Source organism: Arthrobacter sp. UYCu712, from assembly GCF_040547005.1.
In the GTDB taxonomy this organism is placed as follows: Bacteria; Actinomycetota; Actinomycetes; order Actinomycetales; family Micrococcaceae; genus Arthrobacter.
This window is the reverse complement of sequence record NZ_JBEPOZ010000012.1, coordinates 56,918-73,911: the sequence shown is the minus strand read 5'-3', so window position 1 is coordinate 73,911 and position 16,994 is coordinate 56,918. Positions and strand designations below refer to the sequence as shown.

At 63.2% G+C, this 16,994-nt stretch carries 17 protein-coding genes; 2 read left to right on the top strand and 15 right to left on the bottom strand.

The window, feature by feature from the left end:
- Positions 1 to 5 precede the first annotated feature (5 nt).
- From ABIB51_RS13350 to ABIB51_RS13300, 11 genes are all read right to left on the bottom strand, one after another.
- Positions 6 to 437, bottom strand: coding sequence for a DUF4913 domain-containing protein (locus ABIB51_RS13350; protein WP_354188743.1), 432 nt, complete (start codon positions 435 to 437; stop codon positions 6 to 8).
- A gap of 11 nt (positions 438 to 448) precedes the next feature.
- The gene (locus ABIB51_RS13345; RefSeq protein ID WP_354188741.1) at positions 449 to 2,218 is read right to left on the bottom strand and encodes a type IV secretory system conjugative DNA transfer family protein; all 1,770 of its coding nucleotides are present in this window, start codon (positions 2,216 to 2,218) and stop codon (positions 449 to 451) included.
- Positions 2,215 to 3,813, bottom strand: a complete 1,599-nt coding sequence (locus ABIB51_RS13340; protein WP_354188739.1) for a putative type IV secretion/conjugal transfer ATPase — start codon at positions 3,811 to 3,813, stop codon at positions 2,215 to 2,217. The genes ABIB51_RS13345 and ABIB51_RS13340 overlap by 4 nt, the downstream gene beginning before the upstream one ends.
- Positions 3,813 to 5,321, bottom strand: a complete 1,509-nt coding sequence (locus ABIB51_RS13335; protein ID WP_354188737.1) for an SCO6880 family protein — start codon at positions 5,319 to 5,321, stop codon at positions 3,813 to 3,815. Before ABIB51_RS13335 ends, ABIB51_RS13340 begins: the two co-directional genes overlap by 1 nt.
- Positions 5,308 to 6,513 carry a TrbL/VirB6 family protein gene (locus ABIB51_RS13330; RefSeq protein WP_354188735.1) on the bottom strand — a complete coding sequence of 402 codons (1,206 nt, stop codon included), beginning with the start codon at positions 6,511 to 6,513 and terminating at the stop codon, positions 5,308 to 5,310. The genes ABIB51_RS13335 and ABIB51_RS13330 overlap by 14 nt, the downstream gene beginning before the upstream one ends.
- 80 nt (positions 6,514 to 6,593) lie before the next feature.
- Positions 6,594 to 7,343: a DUF8175 domain-containg protein gene (locus tag ABIB51_RS13325; RefSeq protein WP_354188733.1), complete on the bottom strand. Its 750-nt coding sequence runs from the start codon at positions 7,341 to 7,343 to the stop codon at positions 6,594 to 6,596.
- 30 nt (positions 7,344 to 7,373) lie between these two features.
- Complete coding sequence (locus ABIB51_RS13320) at positions 7,374 to 7,643, bottom strand: hypothetical protein (RefSeq protein WP_354188731.1); 270 nt, start codon at positions 7,641 to 7,643, stop codon at positions 7,374 to 7,376.
- Positions 7,644 to 7,654: 11 nt separating this feature from the next.
- Positions 7,655 to 8,266: a DUF6668 family protein gene (locus tag ABIB51_RS13315; RefSeq protein WP_354188729.1), complete on the bottom strand. Its 612-nt coding sequence runs from the start codon at positions 8,264 to 8,266 to the stop codon at positions 7,655 to 7,657.
- Between the two features lie 33 nt (positions 8,267 to 8,299).
- Positions 8,300 to 9,721, bottom strand: a complete 1,422-nt coding sequence (locus tag ABIB51_RS13310) for a chromosome partitioning protein ParA (protein ID WP_354188727.1) — start codon at positions 9,719 to 9,721, stop codon at positions 8,300 to 8,302.
- Positions 9,722 to 9,761: 40 nt separating this feature from the next.
- The gene (locus tag ABIB51_RS13305; protein WP_354188725.1) at positions 9,762 to 10,280 is read right to left on the bottom strand and encodes a hypothetical protein; all 519 of its coding nucleotides are present in this window, start codon (positions 10,278 to 10,280) and stop codon (positions 9,762 to 9,764) included.
- Positions 10,277 to 11,356, bottom strand: a complete 1,080-nt coding sequence (locus tag ABIB51_RS13300; protein WP_354188723.1) for a CHAP domain-containing protein — start codon at positions 11,354 to 11,356, stop codon at positions 10,277 to 10,279. The genes ABIB51_RS13305 and ABIB51_RS13300 overlap by 4 nt, the downstream gene beginning before the upstream one ends.
- 418 nt (positions 11,357 to 11,774) lie before the next feature.
- Here ABIB51_RS13300 and ABIB51_RS13295 point away from each other — a divergent pair, with 418 nt between their 5' ends.
- Positions 11,775 to 12,110: a winged helix-turn-helix domain-containing protein gene (locus ABIB51_RS13295; protein ID WP_354188721.1), complete on the top strand. Its 336-nt coding sequence runs from the start codon at positions 11,775 to 11,777 to the stop codon at positions 12,108 to 12,110.
- 191 nt (positions 12,111 to 12,301) lie between these two features.
- Positions 12,302 to 13,453 carry an alpha/beta hydrolase family protein gene (locus tag ABIB51_RS13290; RefSeq protein WP_354188719.1) on the top strand — a complete coding sequence of 384 codons (1,152 nt, stop codon included), beginning with the start codon at positions 12,302 to 12,304 and terminating at the stop codon, positions 13,451 to 13,453.
- On the opposite strand, the gene ABIB51_RS13285 is transcribed toward ABIB51_RS13290, so the two are convergent.
- From ABIB51_RS13285 to ABIB51_RS13270, 4 genes are all read right to left on the bottom strand, one after another.
- Positions 13,450 to 14,358 carry a hypothetical protein gene (locus tag ABIB51_RS13285; protein ID WP_354188717.1) on the bottom strand — a complete coding sequence of 303 codons (909 nt, stop codon included), beginning with the start codon at positions 14,356 to 14,358 and terminating at the stop codon, positions 13,450 to 13,452. The two genes, ABIB51_RS13290 and ABIB51_RS13285, sit on opposite strands and share 4 nt — an antisense overlap.
- A 6-nt stretch (positions 14,359 to 14,364) precedes the next feature.
- On the bottom strand, positions 14,365 to 14,811 hold the full coding sequence (locus tag ABIB51_RS13280) for a hypothetical protein (protein WP_354188715.1): 447 nt from the start codon (positions 14,809 to 14,811) through the stop codon (positions 14,365 to 14,367).
- Positions 14,808 to 15,278: a hypothetical protein gene (locus ABIB51_RS13275; protein ID WP_301226389.1), complete on the bottom strand. Its 471-nt coding sequence runs from the start codon at positions 15,276 to 15,278 to the stop codon at positions 14,808 to 14,810. Before ABIB51_RS13275 ends, ABIB51_RS13280 begins: the two co-directional genes overlap by 4 nt.
- Before the next feature lie 477 nt (positions 15,279 to 15,755).
- The gene (locus tag ABIB51_RS13270; protein WP_354188713.1) at positions 15,756 to 16,949 is read right to left on the bottom strand and encodes a cation:proton antiporter domain-containing protein; all 1,194 of its coding nucleotides are present in this window, start codon (positions 16,947 to 16,949) and stop codon (positions 15,756 to 15,758) included.
- Between the last annotated feature and the right edge of the window lie 45 nt (positions 16,950 to 16,994).

Here is a 16,994-nt window from a genome sequence, read left to right as displayed (position 1 = left end):
TCTGGTTAGGCGGAGATAGTCCTCACGTCCGGGAACCAGCCAGCCGGGGCCTTTCTTGGTTCGAGGTGTTCTGGGTCGCGGTGCTTTTGCATGTCGCACTTGTAGAAAGGTCCTCGCGGATCTAGCAGGACGCTCATGTGGTGGTCTGCGTGGTCCTTGAACCAGACGCTGATTCCCGTTGCCCCGTCCAACCTGAGGTGTTCCCAGGCCCGCCACAGGGCTTCTATCCGACTGACTGCTTCCGGGTGGAAGTACCACTCGATGCACCATTTGGCGGCGCGGCCGTCGACGTCGCGGACGTATGTCGGTAGCAGCTGCTCGTGAAGAAATTCCTCGGCCGAGCCGTAAACCAGCTCAGGTGCCTTCTGATCCTCTGCCGGAGCATCTGCGGGTGTTTCAGCGTCGACTGAGCCAAAGCGACCGATCTCGGTAGTCATCTCAGCTCCCCTTAACCTGTGACCCAGGGATTGGAACCCATAGCGGCAGATACGGCTACTGCCTCCTCTTCGGGGCGCGGGCTGTACTTCTTGACGGACGCTTCCACAGATTCCCTGTGTGCCCCCGTGTACCAGGGCATGGTGCGGACCAGTGTGGCGGGTGCGCCGGAGGCGAGGACGACGGCGCGGCCGCGGTCCAGCTCGGCGAGGTTGGAGACGTCGAAGATGCGTTCCTTCCCCTCCTGGCGGGAGCGGCTGGACCCGGACTTACCGGAGCTGATGGAGACGTTGGTGTAGCTGTAGTCTCCGATCAGATCTGAGAGGGCGCGGAGGAAGCCTTCTTCGGCGACGCCGCCGCCGTAGACCTTGACGTTCGCGGCGGACCAGATTTTGCGCATGTTCGCCTCTCCCCAGAGTTCGACGCCTTGGGACCAGGACTGCAGAATGCCCATGACGATCAGGCCTTTGGAGCCGTAGTGGCTGAACTGATCCGGCAGGCCGGCCCAGCGGACGACGTTGGCTAGCTCATCGAGAGCAAACAGCGCCGGCTTGGGGAGGCGTCCGCCGCTGCGCTCTGCCCGTTCCTCCATCGCTTCTGCGATGGCCACGGTCAGGGCAGTGGTGAGCGGGGCGGCGGAGCCGGCCCCCTCCTTGGAGAGGATGTAGATGGTTTCCTGGGACGCGGCGAAGGCGTGGGGGTTGAATTGCCGGCGTGCGTCCGTAGCAACCGTGGCCCCTCCGGTGGGGGCGACCCAGCGGAGTGTGTTGCGGCTCTTGAGGCACTGGATCATCTTTTCGGCGGTGCCGAAGATGCCGTCGCGCTGCTTGTCCGCAAGTTTCAGCGTGGACTCCAAGCCGCGGTACTGCAGCTCGTAGTCGTGTTCCTTCAGGATCTCGATTGGTTCCTGGCTGACCTGCTCAGTGACCCAGAAATAGACCTGCGTAATCGGCAGCTCACCGAGGGCGGCGGCCAGGAAGTAGGAGGAGAGGATGTCTTCGGCTTTGGGGTCGAAGTAGGCGTCCGGCTTGGAACCGGGAACCCGCGAGCCGACGGAGAAGTGCTGGGTGAGCTTGTAGGCCTTCTCTTCGTCGGTGACGTACGAGAGCGGGTTCCACCACCAGTCAGGTTCTTCCTGAGCAATTTTCTGGGGGTCAAAGACCCAGACCGGCGCAGTGGCCACGCGGACGCCGCGGGTCCCGTCAACGACGTCGCGCTTGTTCGAGGTCGAGACGACCGCGCCCGGTGCGTCCAGGATCGCCGGCATGACCCGGGAGGTCGACTTGCCGGTCCGGGGGCCCCAGATGTCGAGGCTGAGGTCTTCCCAGGACTGGATGAACGTCTGCCCGGTGGAGACGACCTTGCCGACAACGATGCCCGGGTTGCCGGTGACGCCCAGCCGGTCGGCGGTGGCCTTGGCGCCCTTTTCGGAGAACGCTGTGAGGGACTTGCCGCGGCCGAGGTACCGGGCAGCTTTGTCGACCCGAGCGCGCTTGGAGGCGCCCTTCCGCCAAGCCCAGAACACGACGATAGCCAGCGCCAGGATCAGGCCCACGATCACGGCCACAACGATGGTCGACTGGACCGGCCAGACGACCCGGCCCTTCACGAGGCCGGCGATCAGGTCTATCGGGTGTCCTGGCGGTGTTGGCAGGCCGGCCATCCAGGATCCGATGTGCACGGCGGCGTACGCGCCGCCGCCGAAGACGACGATGAAGCCGATGGCCATCCAGACCAGCAGGGCATCCCCGAGGCCCATTCCTTTACGGTTCGGTGCACTCATAGCGCGCCTCCCTCAGCCGGTACGTCAGGGGTCATTGGCTCGAGGAGCGTTTCCGGGGCCTCATGCCACTTTCCTTCGGTGTCGTTGACTCCATCCGGGCCTTGCTCCAAAGATGTCAGTCCCACCAGGACCGGGATTCCGGGCCGGCCGCCGACCTTGATCAGGAACTTCCCGCGTCCGGGAGGTTCGACGTCGAGTCCGCGTGAGTCCCATGCGGGCGGGTCCTGCCAGGAGATGAGTTTCTGCTGCTCCTGGCGGGAGAGTGGAATGGCCGAGGTCAGTAACGGCATCTCGGAGGCCGGGAGGCCGCCGCAGATCACCATGCCGGAGCGTTCGACGAAGCCGCGGGCTTTCATCCGGTCCTCTTCTGCCGGCAGGGCCAGCAGGTCGGACATGGTGTGGGAAATCATGATCTGCCCGACACCCACGGAGCGGTTGAGGCGGGTCAGGGCGTCCACCCGGTCCACCATGCCTTTGCCGGCGCGCAGCGCCCGCCAGAGTTCATCCAGGACCACGAAGTAGTTCCGGCGCGGTTCCAGGCCGGCGTCCGCTAGGGCGTTGGCGACGTTGACGGTGCCGAAACCGTAGGACCAGCACGCGAGCAGAATTGCTGCCTGGAGGTCGGTTTCGGTCTCGTCAATGCTGGAGACGTCGAAGACCACGGCGCGGTCGCGCATCATGGGGTTGGTGGTGTGCCGGGAGTAGATTTCTCCGAGCTTCCCGCCTCCGGTCAGGCCCAGCAGGGTTGCTTCCAGGGCGCGGGTTTCCTGCAGGTAGACGTTCATGTCGCCGCGGTCCAGGGCGACCTGGCGCAGTTCATCGGGTGCGGAGATGATCACGTCGAGCAGGTCTTTGAGGACAGGGACGCCGTCGAACCGGTCATCGAGGACCCGGAGGGCACGGTCCAGGATGGTCTGTTCCTGATCGGTGGGCGGGTTGTTCCGGCTGATGGTGATGAGGGAGACCACCATGGTCAGGCGCCGGCCGTGCGCGTCGGCGCGGACGCGGGTGGCGTCTTCATGGTGGCCGCTGTCTTCGAGCAGCTGTGCCGCTTCGACGGCCTGGCCGGGATCGAGGATGTTCAGGTAGCCGACGCCGCGGCCGAGCTTGATGATTTGCCCGTTGAGGGCTTCAACGGCTTTGACGTGTTCGCCTTTGAGGTCACCCAGGATCAGTGGGTGGACGCCTTGGGCGGAGAGTCCGATGAACATCCGGCGCACCACGGTGGACTTTCCCAGCCCCGGCTTGCCCAGGATGAACGCGGAAGGGTTGGAAATCAGGCGGGCGCGCTGGAACCAGCTGATCGGGTCACAGCAGACCGTGGCCTGGGTTTCTTCGTGGCGTCCGAGCGGGACGCCGATCATGGGTGAGGACGCTCCGGAGGAAAAGGGCCACAGGCCGCAGACCTGGACCGTGGTTCCCCGGTATTCCTTCACGGATGGGACGAGCTGGGCCATGCCGCCGCCGCGTCCGGTCCAGCCCCGGGCTGCCGGCCCGGGCTGGCGCGGTTCCTTCTCAGCCTTTTTCTTCGGCGCGGCCTTGGCCGGTGTCGCAGCTTTCCTGGCAGGGCGGGTGAAGAGTTTCATGCGGGCCATTACAGGGCATCCTTAATTTCGGAGGGCAGGAGGCTGTGCTTGGGAAGGACCAGACCCAGCGGCAGGGACGCGGCGAACGCGGTGTCCTGGGTGCCGTAGGCCCGGCGCAGCAGCACCCGGGCGGTGCCGGAGGTCTGTTCCACGGCGGCCACGGCATCGGGGAGGCGTTCCTTGTCGGTCACGGTGGCGGTGACGACCATGCCGAAGTTCACCAGCCCGGCGCCCTGGGCTTCTTCCTGTGCCGTTTGCGCAGCGGAGCGGGCATCGACCAGGGCACGGGCGGACGGGCGGTTTCCGGAGGTGATGCGGACGTTGGCGTTGTTCTGGTCTCGCTCGACCACGGCGGCGGCACGGGCCGAATCCATCGGGCGGTACAGCAGCGAGATCCGCTTGCGGTCGATGTCCCCGTGCGGGGCCAGCAGCCGGGACAGGACCGAGGAGTTCACCGACCCGCGCGGGGCGCCGGTCATGGTCCAGGAGACGGAGAACGCGCTGTCGTGCCGGTAGTCATCCCAGGACGCCTGCGTCGCGGAGGGTCCGACTTCGCCCCAGGTCAGGGACACCGGTGAGCCGGCGGAGTGGGCTTCGTCAATGATCAGGGCAGCGGGCGGGTCGTAGGCGATCCGGACGACCTCGCAGAGTTCCTGCGCGGACATCGGACGGGCGATACCGGCGCCGGTGGACTGCAGCCGTGCCGACAGACCGGGGATGCGGGACGCGAGGTAACGGGCCATATCTTCGGGTGTGCGCTTCTTCGATCCGGTTCGCAGGGAGGCGTTAAAGGACAGGGATACCCAGGCACGGACCGTGGCCGAACCTTCCGGATACGTGTCGATGACCTCGTTGAGGACATTCTTGGCAAAATCCGGGGCATTCGGGTCGATGTTCATCATGACCTCGTTGCGGAGCCGGTAGCCGGAATCCGGTGCGGTCTCGACCGTTACGGCGGCGGCGTCCAGGCCCGCTTCGTCCCCGAGGCCGGCGAGCCAGCCGCCCCAGTTCGCCACCCACGCATCGACCTGTTCCGGGTCCACCAGGGAGGCACCGTCCGGTTCGGTAGAGAAGATCACGGTGTAGTGGCTGGTGGAAGGCACATGCAGCAGCGCGAAGGGGCGCTTGTAGGAGTCGGTGAATTCGTACAGGGTGGACTTCGCGGCGAGGCCCGGGAGCTGGTACATGCCCCAGGCCGTAACACCGAGGGGGCCGGAACGGTAGAGGTTCGTTCCGGAGGACTTGGCGAGACGGAAGCTCATCCGGGTTCCGAATCGGTCAACAACGGACTGGCCGTGCTTGTCCTTGACCGTCAGCAACAGGGCGGCCGCCCCGGCCACGGCCAGGACTGCAAGGCCAGGGAACAGGCCCCAGATGGCGAAACTGATGATCCCGGCCAACAAGCCGGCCATGACAATGCCGGTGCCGATAGCGCCGAGGTTGCCCAGCCCGGCCGAGCGCGGGACGCGCCAGTTGCCGTAGGACGGTTCCTTGTATTCGGTATTAATTGCTGCCACTGGGGCCCTCCCCGGTTGAATCCTGCGCGGTCTGTTGTGCGGCCTGAGAAACCCTGGACGCTGCTTGTGCTCCTACGGCGACGACCATGCCCGCCGGGCCTGCAGCCTTCGCCGCACCCGCCGCGGCACCGCCACCGGCAGCAGCCCCTGCCCCGGCTCCGGTAGTGCCTGCTGCGCCGGCCATGGCGCTGGCGGCCCCGCCCGGACCGGTAGCCCCGGGCGTCGGCTGGCCGCCATTTCCCTTCGGGCCAGGCGTTCCATTGCTGCCCTTCGGAGACGCGCCTGACTGGTTGCCTTGTGTACTTGCCGGTGTCGGGGCGGCATTGCCCTTACCGCTGCCGCTGCGGCCCATGGACACGGCGCCTGTGGCCATGGCCCCAACGGCAGCTCCGGCCCCTGCTCCCCCGCCGGAGGCGACGGCCCCGACCATCGGGGTGACGAAACGCATCAGCGCCGGCAAAGCGAACAGAGCGACGATCATCAACGTGAAGCCCGTGATGGAAGTGATCAATGAATCCTCCCCACTGTTGTTACCCATGAGGAGGAATGCGACCGAGTAGACAATGGCTGCGGCAGGTTTGTAGAGGATGAACGCGATAGTCCAGCCAACTGCTTTCTGGAACCACTGCCTCCCCATCTCGGTGTTGGTGAAGGCCGCGGTGGTGGGCAGGATGCCCGCCAGGATCACCAACATGCCGCTGCGGACCACCATCAAAACGACTTGGACGAGGGAGGCAATCAGACCGATCAGTCCCAGAACGATGAGGATGAACACGCCGATCCCTGTCTGGCCGGTCACGACCAGGAGGCTCATCGCCTCGGCAAAGCCCTTACCGTCCGTGGATCGGTCGATGATGGCTGCCGAGAATGCATCCGCGGCGATCACCAGAATGGAGATGACCCCCAGACCAAGGCCCGAGACTAAAGCCAGTGTGATGAGGGACCGGAGCAGATCCTTTAGTGGTGCTCCGCGTTGTTCCCAGATCATTCGGATGCCACCGAGAATGACCGCGAGGACAGCCAGCGTCAGAGTCCAGAGCATCAATTCGCTGTTCACCATGGAGACGATGGGACTCGGCGTCGCACCGTCGGAGCTAGCCAGATTCACCGTGGGCATCGACACCCAAAAGGTCGACAGAGTCGTCACCATCTGACTCATGCCCTCCATGATGGCCTTCGCCATATTGCCCATGGCGTCATCGGCTAGTCCTGAGACCCAGTTCCCGACTGCGCATTCGGCATCTATGGGTCCGCATGCTTTTTCCGCCACGGTCAGGCTCCCGACCAGGGGATGAAGCCGCTGAGGTCTCGAAGTTGGGCTATTTCATTGATCAACTGGCCGGAGTCGGCAATTGCCAGTTTCCAGTCCCCATCGGCCCACTGCAAAGGAAGGGCCGCGTGCCCAAGCAGCCCTTTGTCGGTCTGGAAGGCGATGTCAACGTTTGCTGCGGAAGGTGAGTAACTCTTGATTACGAAGCCGCGAAATTGAACGGTTGAGTTCGACGTGGACTTTGACGACGAGTCTGCCCTGGCGATATCCCGACCCGGCCCGGGCATCAAGAGCTGGTCTGTTGCCTTCCGATTGAGGACAGGATCTCCGGAGGAGCCCATGGCCAAGATGTTAGTGGCTGCATAGAGGGCGCCGGTTGGGGACTTTGCGAAGCATGATCTGAAGCCATCTTCGTCAGTCACGCCCGGACCGAAGGTCTTGGGGTCGGTGGGTGCGGCAATTTTTCCGACGAGTTCCCACTTGGATTTAGGAGCTGCTCCCAGTGCAGTTTCCGTGCTTGAGGGCAGACCGCAGACGCTCTTGCCGGCACCTGCCCTGGCACTGGGGCTAGCTGTGGCCGGGTTGGCGGACGCTGCTGTTCCCGGCGCTGGCTGGGCAGTGTCCTGTCCTTTGGGGAGCAGGAAGATAACGACGGCTGCTGCAATCAGCGCGACCACCAGCGCGGCAGCAATGATGAAACCGGGTTTGCTGAACGGATTGCTTTCGGTGCTGCTCTCTGTTGACTGGCTCATGGGGAACCTCCCGTTTTTGTTGGTGCTGGTTTAGACGAAGGCACGGACGATGCCGGCGGCGCCGGTGATGATGATGCAGCCCATCAGGACCCAGCCGAGCTTGCCGATGGCCTGGGCGCCCTCGCCGCGCTGGAGCTGGATGACCATGCCGATGCCGACGATGATCACGCCCAGGACGCCGAGGACCAGTCCGATGCCGGACGCCCAGTTCAGGATCGTGAGCAGGCCACCCGCCTGTGCCGGAACGACCGGGGTGGGGTTGGGGATAACGCTTCCGTCAAATACGGCGAAGGGGTTCATGGTGAGACCTTTCAGTGGGTGGTGCTGGGTGTGGTGTCGGTAGCCAGGGCGGCTAAGTCAGTGATGAAGCGTTGGTATTCGCGGGCGGGCGGTGGGGTGGTGGAGCCTCCTTGCCGCCAGGCCTCGACCCAGGGCAGGGTCCAGAACCGGGGGGCTCCCCCGCTAACGATGGCGGCGAAGTCACGCAAGGGTTTGGGCGTCTTCCCCGGCGCGTCCGAGAGGACGGCGAGGCCGAGCAGATCAACCGCGGGTGCCGCGCCTGATGCCCACTGCGTCAGGGCGCTCTGTGCCGCTGTCAGGCCGCGCATGTCTGCGCGGCAGACCAGCAGCACCCGGGGTCTGCTGCCGTCCAGGAGGACGGGCCAGCAGTGACCGGTGGCCCGTGCCCCGCCGGTCAGGTCAGCGATGCGGCTTTCGCCGGATCCACCGTGGGCGCCGGTGACCCACAGTGCTGCGGAACCTGCCAGTGTGCGTCGGGCCAGACGGTCTGCGGCGTCCGGTTCGACCATTCCTCTCAGCGGTCCACTGATCACGGCCGCCGGCGGTTCGTGCGTTTCCGGGGCTGCGGTGTCCGCGCCGTCGGGGGCCGGGTGGGTGATCCAGGGGTTCAGGGACTGTTGCATGGTTGCCTCCTTTCAGAGTCCGTGGTGGGTGGTTTAGAAGCCGTCGGCGACGGCGGCCGCGGCCGCGAGCCATGCCCGCTGGGTTGCGGGCTGGAGTGCTTCATAGCGGATGGGGCCGTTGACCAGGGCCGGATCGTAGGGAATCCGGACGACCGCGCGGACGAACGGGGCGAATCCGTCCGCGATCCGCTGGGCCTCGTCCCTGGCCCGCTTCAGGGCCTCCCCGCTCATGCTGCGCTTGGCGTCGGTGGATTCCGAGACGATGACGACGGCGTTGCGGGCCAGCTCCGCGTCGTGCCCGCCCCGGGATTCCAGCGTCTGCAGCGTCAGCCGGGCCGCTTCGGCGCGGTCCTCGATGGCCGTGACCGGGACGACGAGCTGGTTGGTGTGGTCAATCATCCGCCGCCAGTTCGCGGCCCGGGCGGTGTTGCCCGAGTCCATGACCACTAGCCGGTAATAGCGGGTGAGCACCTGATGGGCGATATCGACTTCCTCGGCGGTGACTTCATGGTCGCCTTCCTCGTTTTCATCCGAGCGCAGGACGTCGAACTTGTCGGCGGTCTGATGGTGGACGAACTTGGCGATTTCGGCCGCGTTCGTTGACGGGGAGAGCAGGTCGGTGGAGGCGTCGATCAGGTCCAGGACGCTGCGGTCGTGGGAGCCCTTTTCCGTCCGCCATCCGAGGGTGCCCTGGGACTCGTTGTTATCCCACGCGACTGTGGCGGCGCCGCTGTAGCGGGCGAGGATGGCCGAGAGCATCACCACGGTGGGGGTCTTGTTGGCCCCGCCCTTGCGGTTGACCACGGCGATGGTCCGGGGGCCGGGCCAGTGCTGGCTGACCGTGCGGATGTCTTCCCGTTCGGTGAGTTCTTCCACTGAGGGGTCCATCCGGAGCCCCAGGCGCGTGAGTGTTCCGCGCCAGCCCTGTGTGGCCGGTTTCAGTGCCGGGGCGCTGACCAGGAATGAGGTTTCCTTCAGGCTGCGCCGGATCGGCGCTGCTTCTTCAGCAACCGCTGCTGTCTGCGGTTCCGGGGCGGGCGGCCACGGCGGGGCGTCCACCGGCGTTGCAGGGTCAGGAGCGGCCATGGGCTCCGGTGCGGGTGCGGGGGCGGTCTCAATGACGGCCGGCGCTGCGGTCGCGGGCGTGGTTTCGGGGGCTTCCGCCCGGCGGCGGGCCGGAGCGGGCTCATAGGAGACCGATTCGATCTTGTTGTCGGGGTGGACGATGAGTTCACCATGCCCTTCGGGGTCCTCGATGCGGACCCGGACGGGGCGCCGGAGGGTCTGGGCTTCGCCCACGATGAGTGCCAGGGCGTTGTTGCGGAGTTCCTGCATGGAGTCTCCGGCAGGGACGATGCGGGAGTTGCCCGCGAGGATGACCTCGGCGGTGCCGTTGTCGCGGACGATGGCCCGGATGTTCGGAAAGGCCATGACCTCGGTTGGCGTAGTACCCATGAGCTTCTTCCTTACGTGTGTGGGATGGAGGGTGTGGCGTTTAGGAGGCGGGCGGGGTGAGGCGGTTGACCTTCCAGGGGGCGTCCTTGCCGGTGCGGAGCAGCTGCACCGTGTAGGTCCCGGCGTTGGTGGGGACCGTGGCGGTGACGCCGAAGCCGTTGGTTTCATCGACGCTCAGGGTGGCGGGGCCGGTGACGCGGCTGGCCGGGATGTTGGCCGGGTCCACTGCCGAGTAGTCAGCGGTGGCCTGCGGGGTCAGCCAGCGGGCCAGGTCATTGGCCCACTGCTTTTCCTCCACGCTGGGACGGGCGAAGTCCGCCATCGCTTTCCCCGCGACGTCCACCGCTTCGTCCTTGCTGGCCTGATCCCACGTAATGCCGATCGTGGCCGGGATAGCGCCGCCCTGCGCCTGTGGCCCGCTGTTGGCGCTCAGTGAGACCGGCGCGGACGATGTGGGCCTAGTGCCGGTTGAATCCGCCGGTGCCGGCGTCGTGTTCGCCACCGGTGCGCAGGAAACGCAAAGCAGCGCCACAGCGACCAAGGTCAAAGGCTTTTTCACTTCTTCTCCTCTTGATTGGGCAAGTACAGGAAAGCTGAGGGGACAGTCTTGGCCACTGTCCGGGTGTAGTAGCTGTGGTCCGCCGGAGCAGGGTTGCCGTTGTAGCCCTCTTCGACGTAGGTGCCGTTGTCCTTGACTTCCTTGACCACCGCGACGTGGCCGAAGCCCGGGTCCGCTCCCCCGGCGCCCGGGGCGTACCAGACAACGGCACCGACCCGGGGTGTGCTGCCGGCAGCCCAGCCCTTGGCATCCCAGCCGGCCTTCCAGGTCAGGGCCGAGCCGAGGCCCTGCCCGTCCGGGCGGAACGTGCCATTGAGGAACTTGAACGGTGCGCTGGTTGAGCCCATCTGCTGGTTCACCCGCCACAGGGCGAAGTCCACACACTCGCGGTAGTACATGCCCAGCGGCGACGTGCTGGCCGAGCTTGCGCCGACCTGCAACCAGGTCGGCGAGTTCTTCCACGGGTAGTCATCCCCCACGCCCGACTGTCCCGGGATGGCGCAGCCGCTGCCCTGCAGGGAGAACTCCGAGTTCGAGAGCGCCTGAACGAGCTTGACGGCCTCGGACCAGTACTTCTGGTAGTGGTACGGGTCGGCGTTGCCCTGGACCTTGTTACCGGCCATGGTCGGTTCCAACAGCTCCCAGCCAGCCACTGACTGCAGGGTCTTGATGAAGTTTGTCGCGCTTGTGGTGGGGTCCATGCGGTCCGCGTAGGAGCCCCACGCGCCGTTGTCCCGCTGCTGGAACAACCCCCGCGAATCCGGCCCCGCCCCGTCGCCGCTATCCAACACCCGCAACCCCGACTCCCCCAGAGCCACCATCACGCTGATCATCTGCCCTTTCACCGACAAGTCCAGTGCCTTGCCGGCGCCCATGATCGCTGCGGCATTCTGCAACTGCTCCGACGTGTACCCGTCGACTTTCGTGTTCCCGTCCACTACGACCGAGACCGGGCCACAGTCAGCAGCAGCAGGCTTAGCCGGGGCCAACAAAAGGATCATGGAGAAGACCAGCCCGAAGAACAGGCTCGGGACGGCAACAAGGGCCACGAGACCCAAAGATTTGCGGTGGCTCATGAGGTGGCTCCAGCAAATACGAGCACCCAGCAACGGAAGCCTTTACGAACTTGGTACGCAGACCGACGCGAGCTGCCATCTTGCAGCCGGCGCGCTTCCAGCGGCCACTGTGTATCGAACGGCAGCTTGTTCTTCAAAAACTGTCCCTCCCCCTTGGGCATCGCTTCCCCGTCTACTGCCAGCAACCGACAACTCGTTGGCTGGCCGCCGTCTTTCTCTCGTTCCCACCAAGCTGCTTGTCATGTCCACTCGCCAGGAGTCGCATCGCTTCGGGCTGCAGGATCTCTTCCGACAGTGACGCTGCACGTCCTTCTTTCGAAGAAGGCCTGCAATTTGACTGTAGCTCAAAGTTCATCATTTAGCGATACACTTGATTCTGCGACTCAGAGCTATCCGAATAATCGGGCAAGATGGACGCATGCCGCGCCTCATCCAGCCCAACCACCCGCAGGAGGTTGAGGCAGCCATCGAAGTTCTCGGAAACCGAGCCCACGCGGCCATCCTGCGTTACCTGCACCAGAACGGCCCCTGCACCACCGGCGAAATCCTCAGGGGAATAGTCCTGGACGGCAACAAGGCGCTGACCCGGCCCAGCCTCCAACACCACCTGGAAGCGCTCGAAGCTACCGGTGCTGTCGCGGCCAACTTCCCCGCGGGCCAACGGCACGGCAAACGCGTGAAATACGAGGCCAATATTGACGCAGTGGAGTTCGAGATGCTTCCTGCCTATGTCAACTATCTCCGCGGCAGATGAGCGCCCGCTGTTCATAACAAGCTTGTCGAAGAGCAATACCTTCTTGTTTCCCTAAGCACGTTACATGCCTGTGGTGAACATGTGCAACGCATGTAGTGAGCATGGTTTATGCCTGTATCAGGCAATGATGGACGTTACGATGTCTGGGTTCCGTTGTTCTGCCTTGATCAGCCCTGGAGGATGAAGACCTAATGCTGACGCCACGGCGCATCCTGGCCTGCCTGGCGTTCCTTGTGCCGGCGGCCGGGCTAGCGGGGTTCGCTGTCGTCATGGCCCGCAAGATCGTCAAGCGGGGCCCAAGGGACTATCGCCGGGCCGAGGTGCTGGAAGACGGACGAGGAATCCGCATCGATTTGGATGACTACACCAAAGTCCCGGGCGACTTCGGGGTGTTCGACCCCGTGACGGAGAAGTACACGCGAGTCGGCGAGGTCACGCTGATCAATGAGGATCAAAAGTACGTAGAACGGAGGATTGATCCGTGTGGCTCCGAGACGGGAGGTCTGGGGCCTATCGTCGATTGGACCCCGGATGTGTTCTTCGAACCCTCTGCTGTCAGTGGACGCTACGAGGAGGTGGACATCCCCACCGCCTATGGTGCGGCGCCTGCATGGCTATTTGAAGCTGATGACACGGACGTATGGGTGATCCATATCCATGGCAGTTGGACCGACCGATCGATTATGTTCCGAGATGTCCATGCCTTCAGTTCATTGGGATTCACGTCCTTGGTTCCCACATTTCGCAGCGACGCCGAAGTCAGCCCACCACAGGCGGAATCGAGTCACCTTGGGCAAACGGAATGGCGTGATGTGGATAGCGCTGTGTCCTATGCCGTCGCTCGTGGAGCCAGGCGCATCATCCTCTCCGGCTGGTCAATGGGTGGGACCATTGCCCTGCTCACAGCGGAGCGCAGCGCCCACCGGGACCGGATCGTAGGGCTTGTCCTGGTAGGTCCTGTCACGAGCTGGCGTAAAGCCATCTCCGCAGGGGCGGTGCGGGCCGGGGTGCCGGCGATTGGTGCCGGCCTTGTTATGCGTCTGTTGCAGGCTCCCTCATTCGCGAGGATGCTCGGGCTGGAGGAACCGATCGATTTCGATGCACTTGACTGGGTGGACGTACCTAACCGGGTGAAAGTCCCGACCTTGGTCTTGCACTCGACCGCAGACCTAGAGGTTCCGTGGGAGATCTCGGCCGCGTTCCAACGTGCGAATCCGGCCACCGTCACCTTGATTTCACTGCCCGAGGCTCACCATACCCAGGAGTGGAATGCCTCGCCTTCTACCTTCACCAAGGAACTTACGAGTTGGGTCAGCAGGACGATCTTGACTGAGCGGAGCTAGGTCTGCGTGTCTAGCTTGGCCTCAATGTGGCTGATCCTGCCCTGAACAGATTCCGGGAAGTCCATCAAGTTCACCCGCTCGTAGTTGTGTAACACAATGAGGCTTTTATAGACGCCATTTTCGAGCGTTTCATTGAATAGGTCCCATGCCGGACTGACTCGTGATCGATCTGCATTAACCCGCATCCTCAATGCGGTCAGCCACAGAGCATCGATCATCCAGAGACGCAACCTCGGGAGATGCTTCGATAGGAAAAGAATCAGCCACCCTGCCGCCGTCACTGAGAGGCCTACATAGAAAAGGCGGTCAAACCAACTTCCGATCGCTCGGGCGACCCAGGGCGAGAAGTGGAACAGCACCACGTACGTAATGTGGCATGAAACAGCCACCACAACCACCATCAGGCCGACAGAGAATGTTGCGTACAGGCCCTTTGCCTTGTGCCGAAGCATGTAGACGATCCTGAGCACGGTGAACAACAACGCGAGCATGTACGTGCCGCTGTACACGGCAGTTGCGAGCTGGTCCATGTGGGTATCAATGAAGTCAGCAGCCGTTGGAGCTTTGCCCTCAATCAGAGCGAAGCTGACAATCATGATGGGAATACTCAGCAACGGCGCGTAGTAGGTCCATCTGACAATGGGTACGTTCGCTAAACGCCGCACGCTGTCGTTGAAGAAGAAGATCGCTAGTAGCGCGAAGATGGCTTGAAGCAGGTTCGTCACGTTGGCGCCACCGAGGTAGCGGTCGATATCCACTAGCGGTGTAACCGTTCCCAGGACATAGAGCGCCGCGAGGCCGAACATCGATGCCACCCACGAGGCCCGGGACTCCGCCACCTTGACCACCGATGGGATCCGAAGGAGGCATAAGGCACTCAGCAGCGCAAAGAGCAACAGTTTCATGGTCTATCAGAGAAAAGGATCAGAATCGGACGAGCTGCGTGAACGGGACTTCTTCGACATCTCGAAAGCGAAATCCTCCACCCACCTTTCGACAGGATGATTCGGAACGGACCGGCAGGTGACACTAATTGCGTCCGCGGTTTCCCTCAGCATCTCTTCAGAGAGATCCGGCAGAGCCAGGGCAATCCGAAGGCTCTCCAAGTAGATGTGTCCGAGCTCGTGATAGATGCAGTGAAGTTTGTATTGCTGCGACTTCTGCGGGGGGAAATAGACGTTTATGCGATCTTCAAATTCGGCTTTGAAGGCCGTGAGCGCACCCCAGGACTCGTTGTACTCGATCAGATTGATCGGCTTCTCGCAGATCACGGTCAAGCGTTCGACGACTTCCTTCATCGACGTCGTGCCGGTACCGCACAACTCCCGAACCTTGTCCTGAACCGGAGGGAGAGTCATTCATCCTCGCCGTTCATCGACGCATCGATAATCCTTGTGATAGTCCTCAGTGTTTCCGGCGAAGTCGCGCCCAGGTTTCTCGCGGCGAAGTTCTTCACCTTGAGCTTGCGCATCTGCACAAGGAACTCCATCCGCGCTTCTACCTCGGGAGGAGTCTCACTGTTGAGATCACAGAGGTAACTGGCCGGTACGGCAAAAACGAACTCTGCGATGCCCTTCAGGAGTTCCTGGTCGGTCACCAGGCTGCCAGTGCCATTGATCAAGTATGACCACCGTGTTCGCGACAGCTGGATTCCGTGGGTCGAAAGTGCTTCCTCCACATGAGGGTAAGTGAGCGCCGCGTTGTTGTCCGACTCCCAGATATCGACCAGGATGCCCATGCGATCGGCTAGGCGCTCTTTTTTCTGTTGTTGCGTAAGGAACACGCTGCGGGCCCCATTTCCCATCGTTAAAGCTCCTTCAGCCAAGGTCAGCTGCTTATGGTGTGGCCACTACACAGAGCAGGCGGACAGCTGACACAAAATTTTACCTGATGACATTCATAGCGTATAGGCCATGAGTAACTACTGAGTTGTGCATGTGCGGAGCATGTCTGTAGGCTTTCGCTTACTTGAGTTCTTGGGGGATTCAAGTCGATGCCGCCGGCCAACACGTCCTGTATAGCTAGGGGTGGCTTGTGAAAAAGTGAAATATCCGACGTTAGCGATATTTCAGCAGAAACGATCAGCCGTTGGCCTGCCTGGCAACCGGGCCGGTTCGTAGCCAGTAAGCGTTGCCCTTCGCGGGGTTGGTGTATCGCGAAGGCCGGTACCCGTTGCGTTGGTGCGTACGCGGCAACCGTTACACGACGGGCCCTTGTATTCCTTGGGCCGGAAGGGATCTCAAACGGTGTCTTGCGAACGATCGTTACCGACCATGTGGGAGACCTAGTCGATGAGGTCCCATCAGCCTATGGTGTCTGCCGGCGTCAGTCCCTGGCTGCGACCGAATCTGCGGGCGATGACGACGTCGGTGGAGGAGTGGGACAGGATGGAAAGGACGATGACGAGGGCGACCATGTGGTAGATCTGGTCGGCTAGGGCGATGCCTGATTCGAGGATGATCAGGCCATAGACGACCGAAGCGAAGCCTTTCGGGCCGAACCACATCGCGGTGACCTGTTCTCCGAAACTGAGTTTGGCTCCGATAAAGGACACCAGAAGAGCGAGAGGTCTGGCGATGAGGAGGGCGAGTATGGCGAAGACCCAGCCGGCGAAGGGAATCTCGCCGAAGAGAAAGGTCGGGGTGATCAGGGCGCCGAAAACCATGATGGCGGCCAGTTTGAACAGTTCGGTGACGAGTTCGCCGAACTGTTCGAATTCGTGGCGGAGTTCCGTGCCAAAGGTGGCCACTGTGATCCCGGCGGCGAAGGCGCCCAGGAAGAGATTGGCATGGGTTGCCTGGCAGATGGCCAGGACCAGGAGTCCGATGGAGACGGCAAGCAAGGGCTGCAGGGATCGTATCGCCTGCAGGAAGGGGAGGCGTTCGAGCCCGAGTACGATCACCGGGACGATGATGCCGACTGCGATGCCGAGGACGATTTCGAAGAGGAGTTCTTCGCCCTGGGCATTGCCGCCGCCGGCGGCGGCGAGCAGGATCAGCACGATGGGCAGTGCCAAGCCGTCGTTGACGCCGGATTCGACGTTGAGCAGGTGCCGCAGCCGGCCTGGGACTTCTTCCCTACCCACGATGGCGGCGGCGAAGACAGGGTCCGTGGGGGCGAGGATGGCGCCGAGGAGGAAGGATTCCAGCCAGGGCAGCCCGACGATGTAGTGGGCGAAGACAGCGGTTAGAGCGAGAGTTAGGGGCAGGCCAAGCAGCAGGGCCCTGCCGGGGAGCCGCCACGCCGCGTGGAGATCGCGGAACCCGACGCGCATCCCGTCTGTGAAGAGCACTGAGAACAACGCCAGTTCGGCGAGCCCTCCCACGATCGGGTCGCTGGACGTGATCGTGATTACCCCGAGGGCTCCGGGTCCCAGGAGAAAACCTCCGACGAGGAAGAGCACGGCAGTGGAGAGCACTGTCCGGTGGGCACGTTCGGAGATCAGTACCCCGATCAGCAGCAGGACAGCGAAGGACAGCAGTAATGCAGTAGCCATAGGCACCTCCTCATTCTTTCCAAGCCTAAGCTGAGCTGGGCCCGG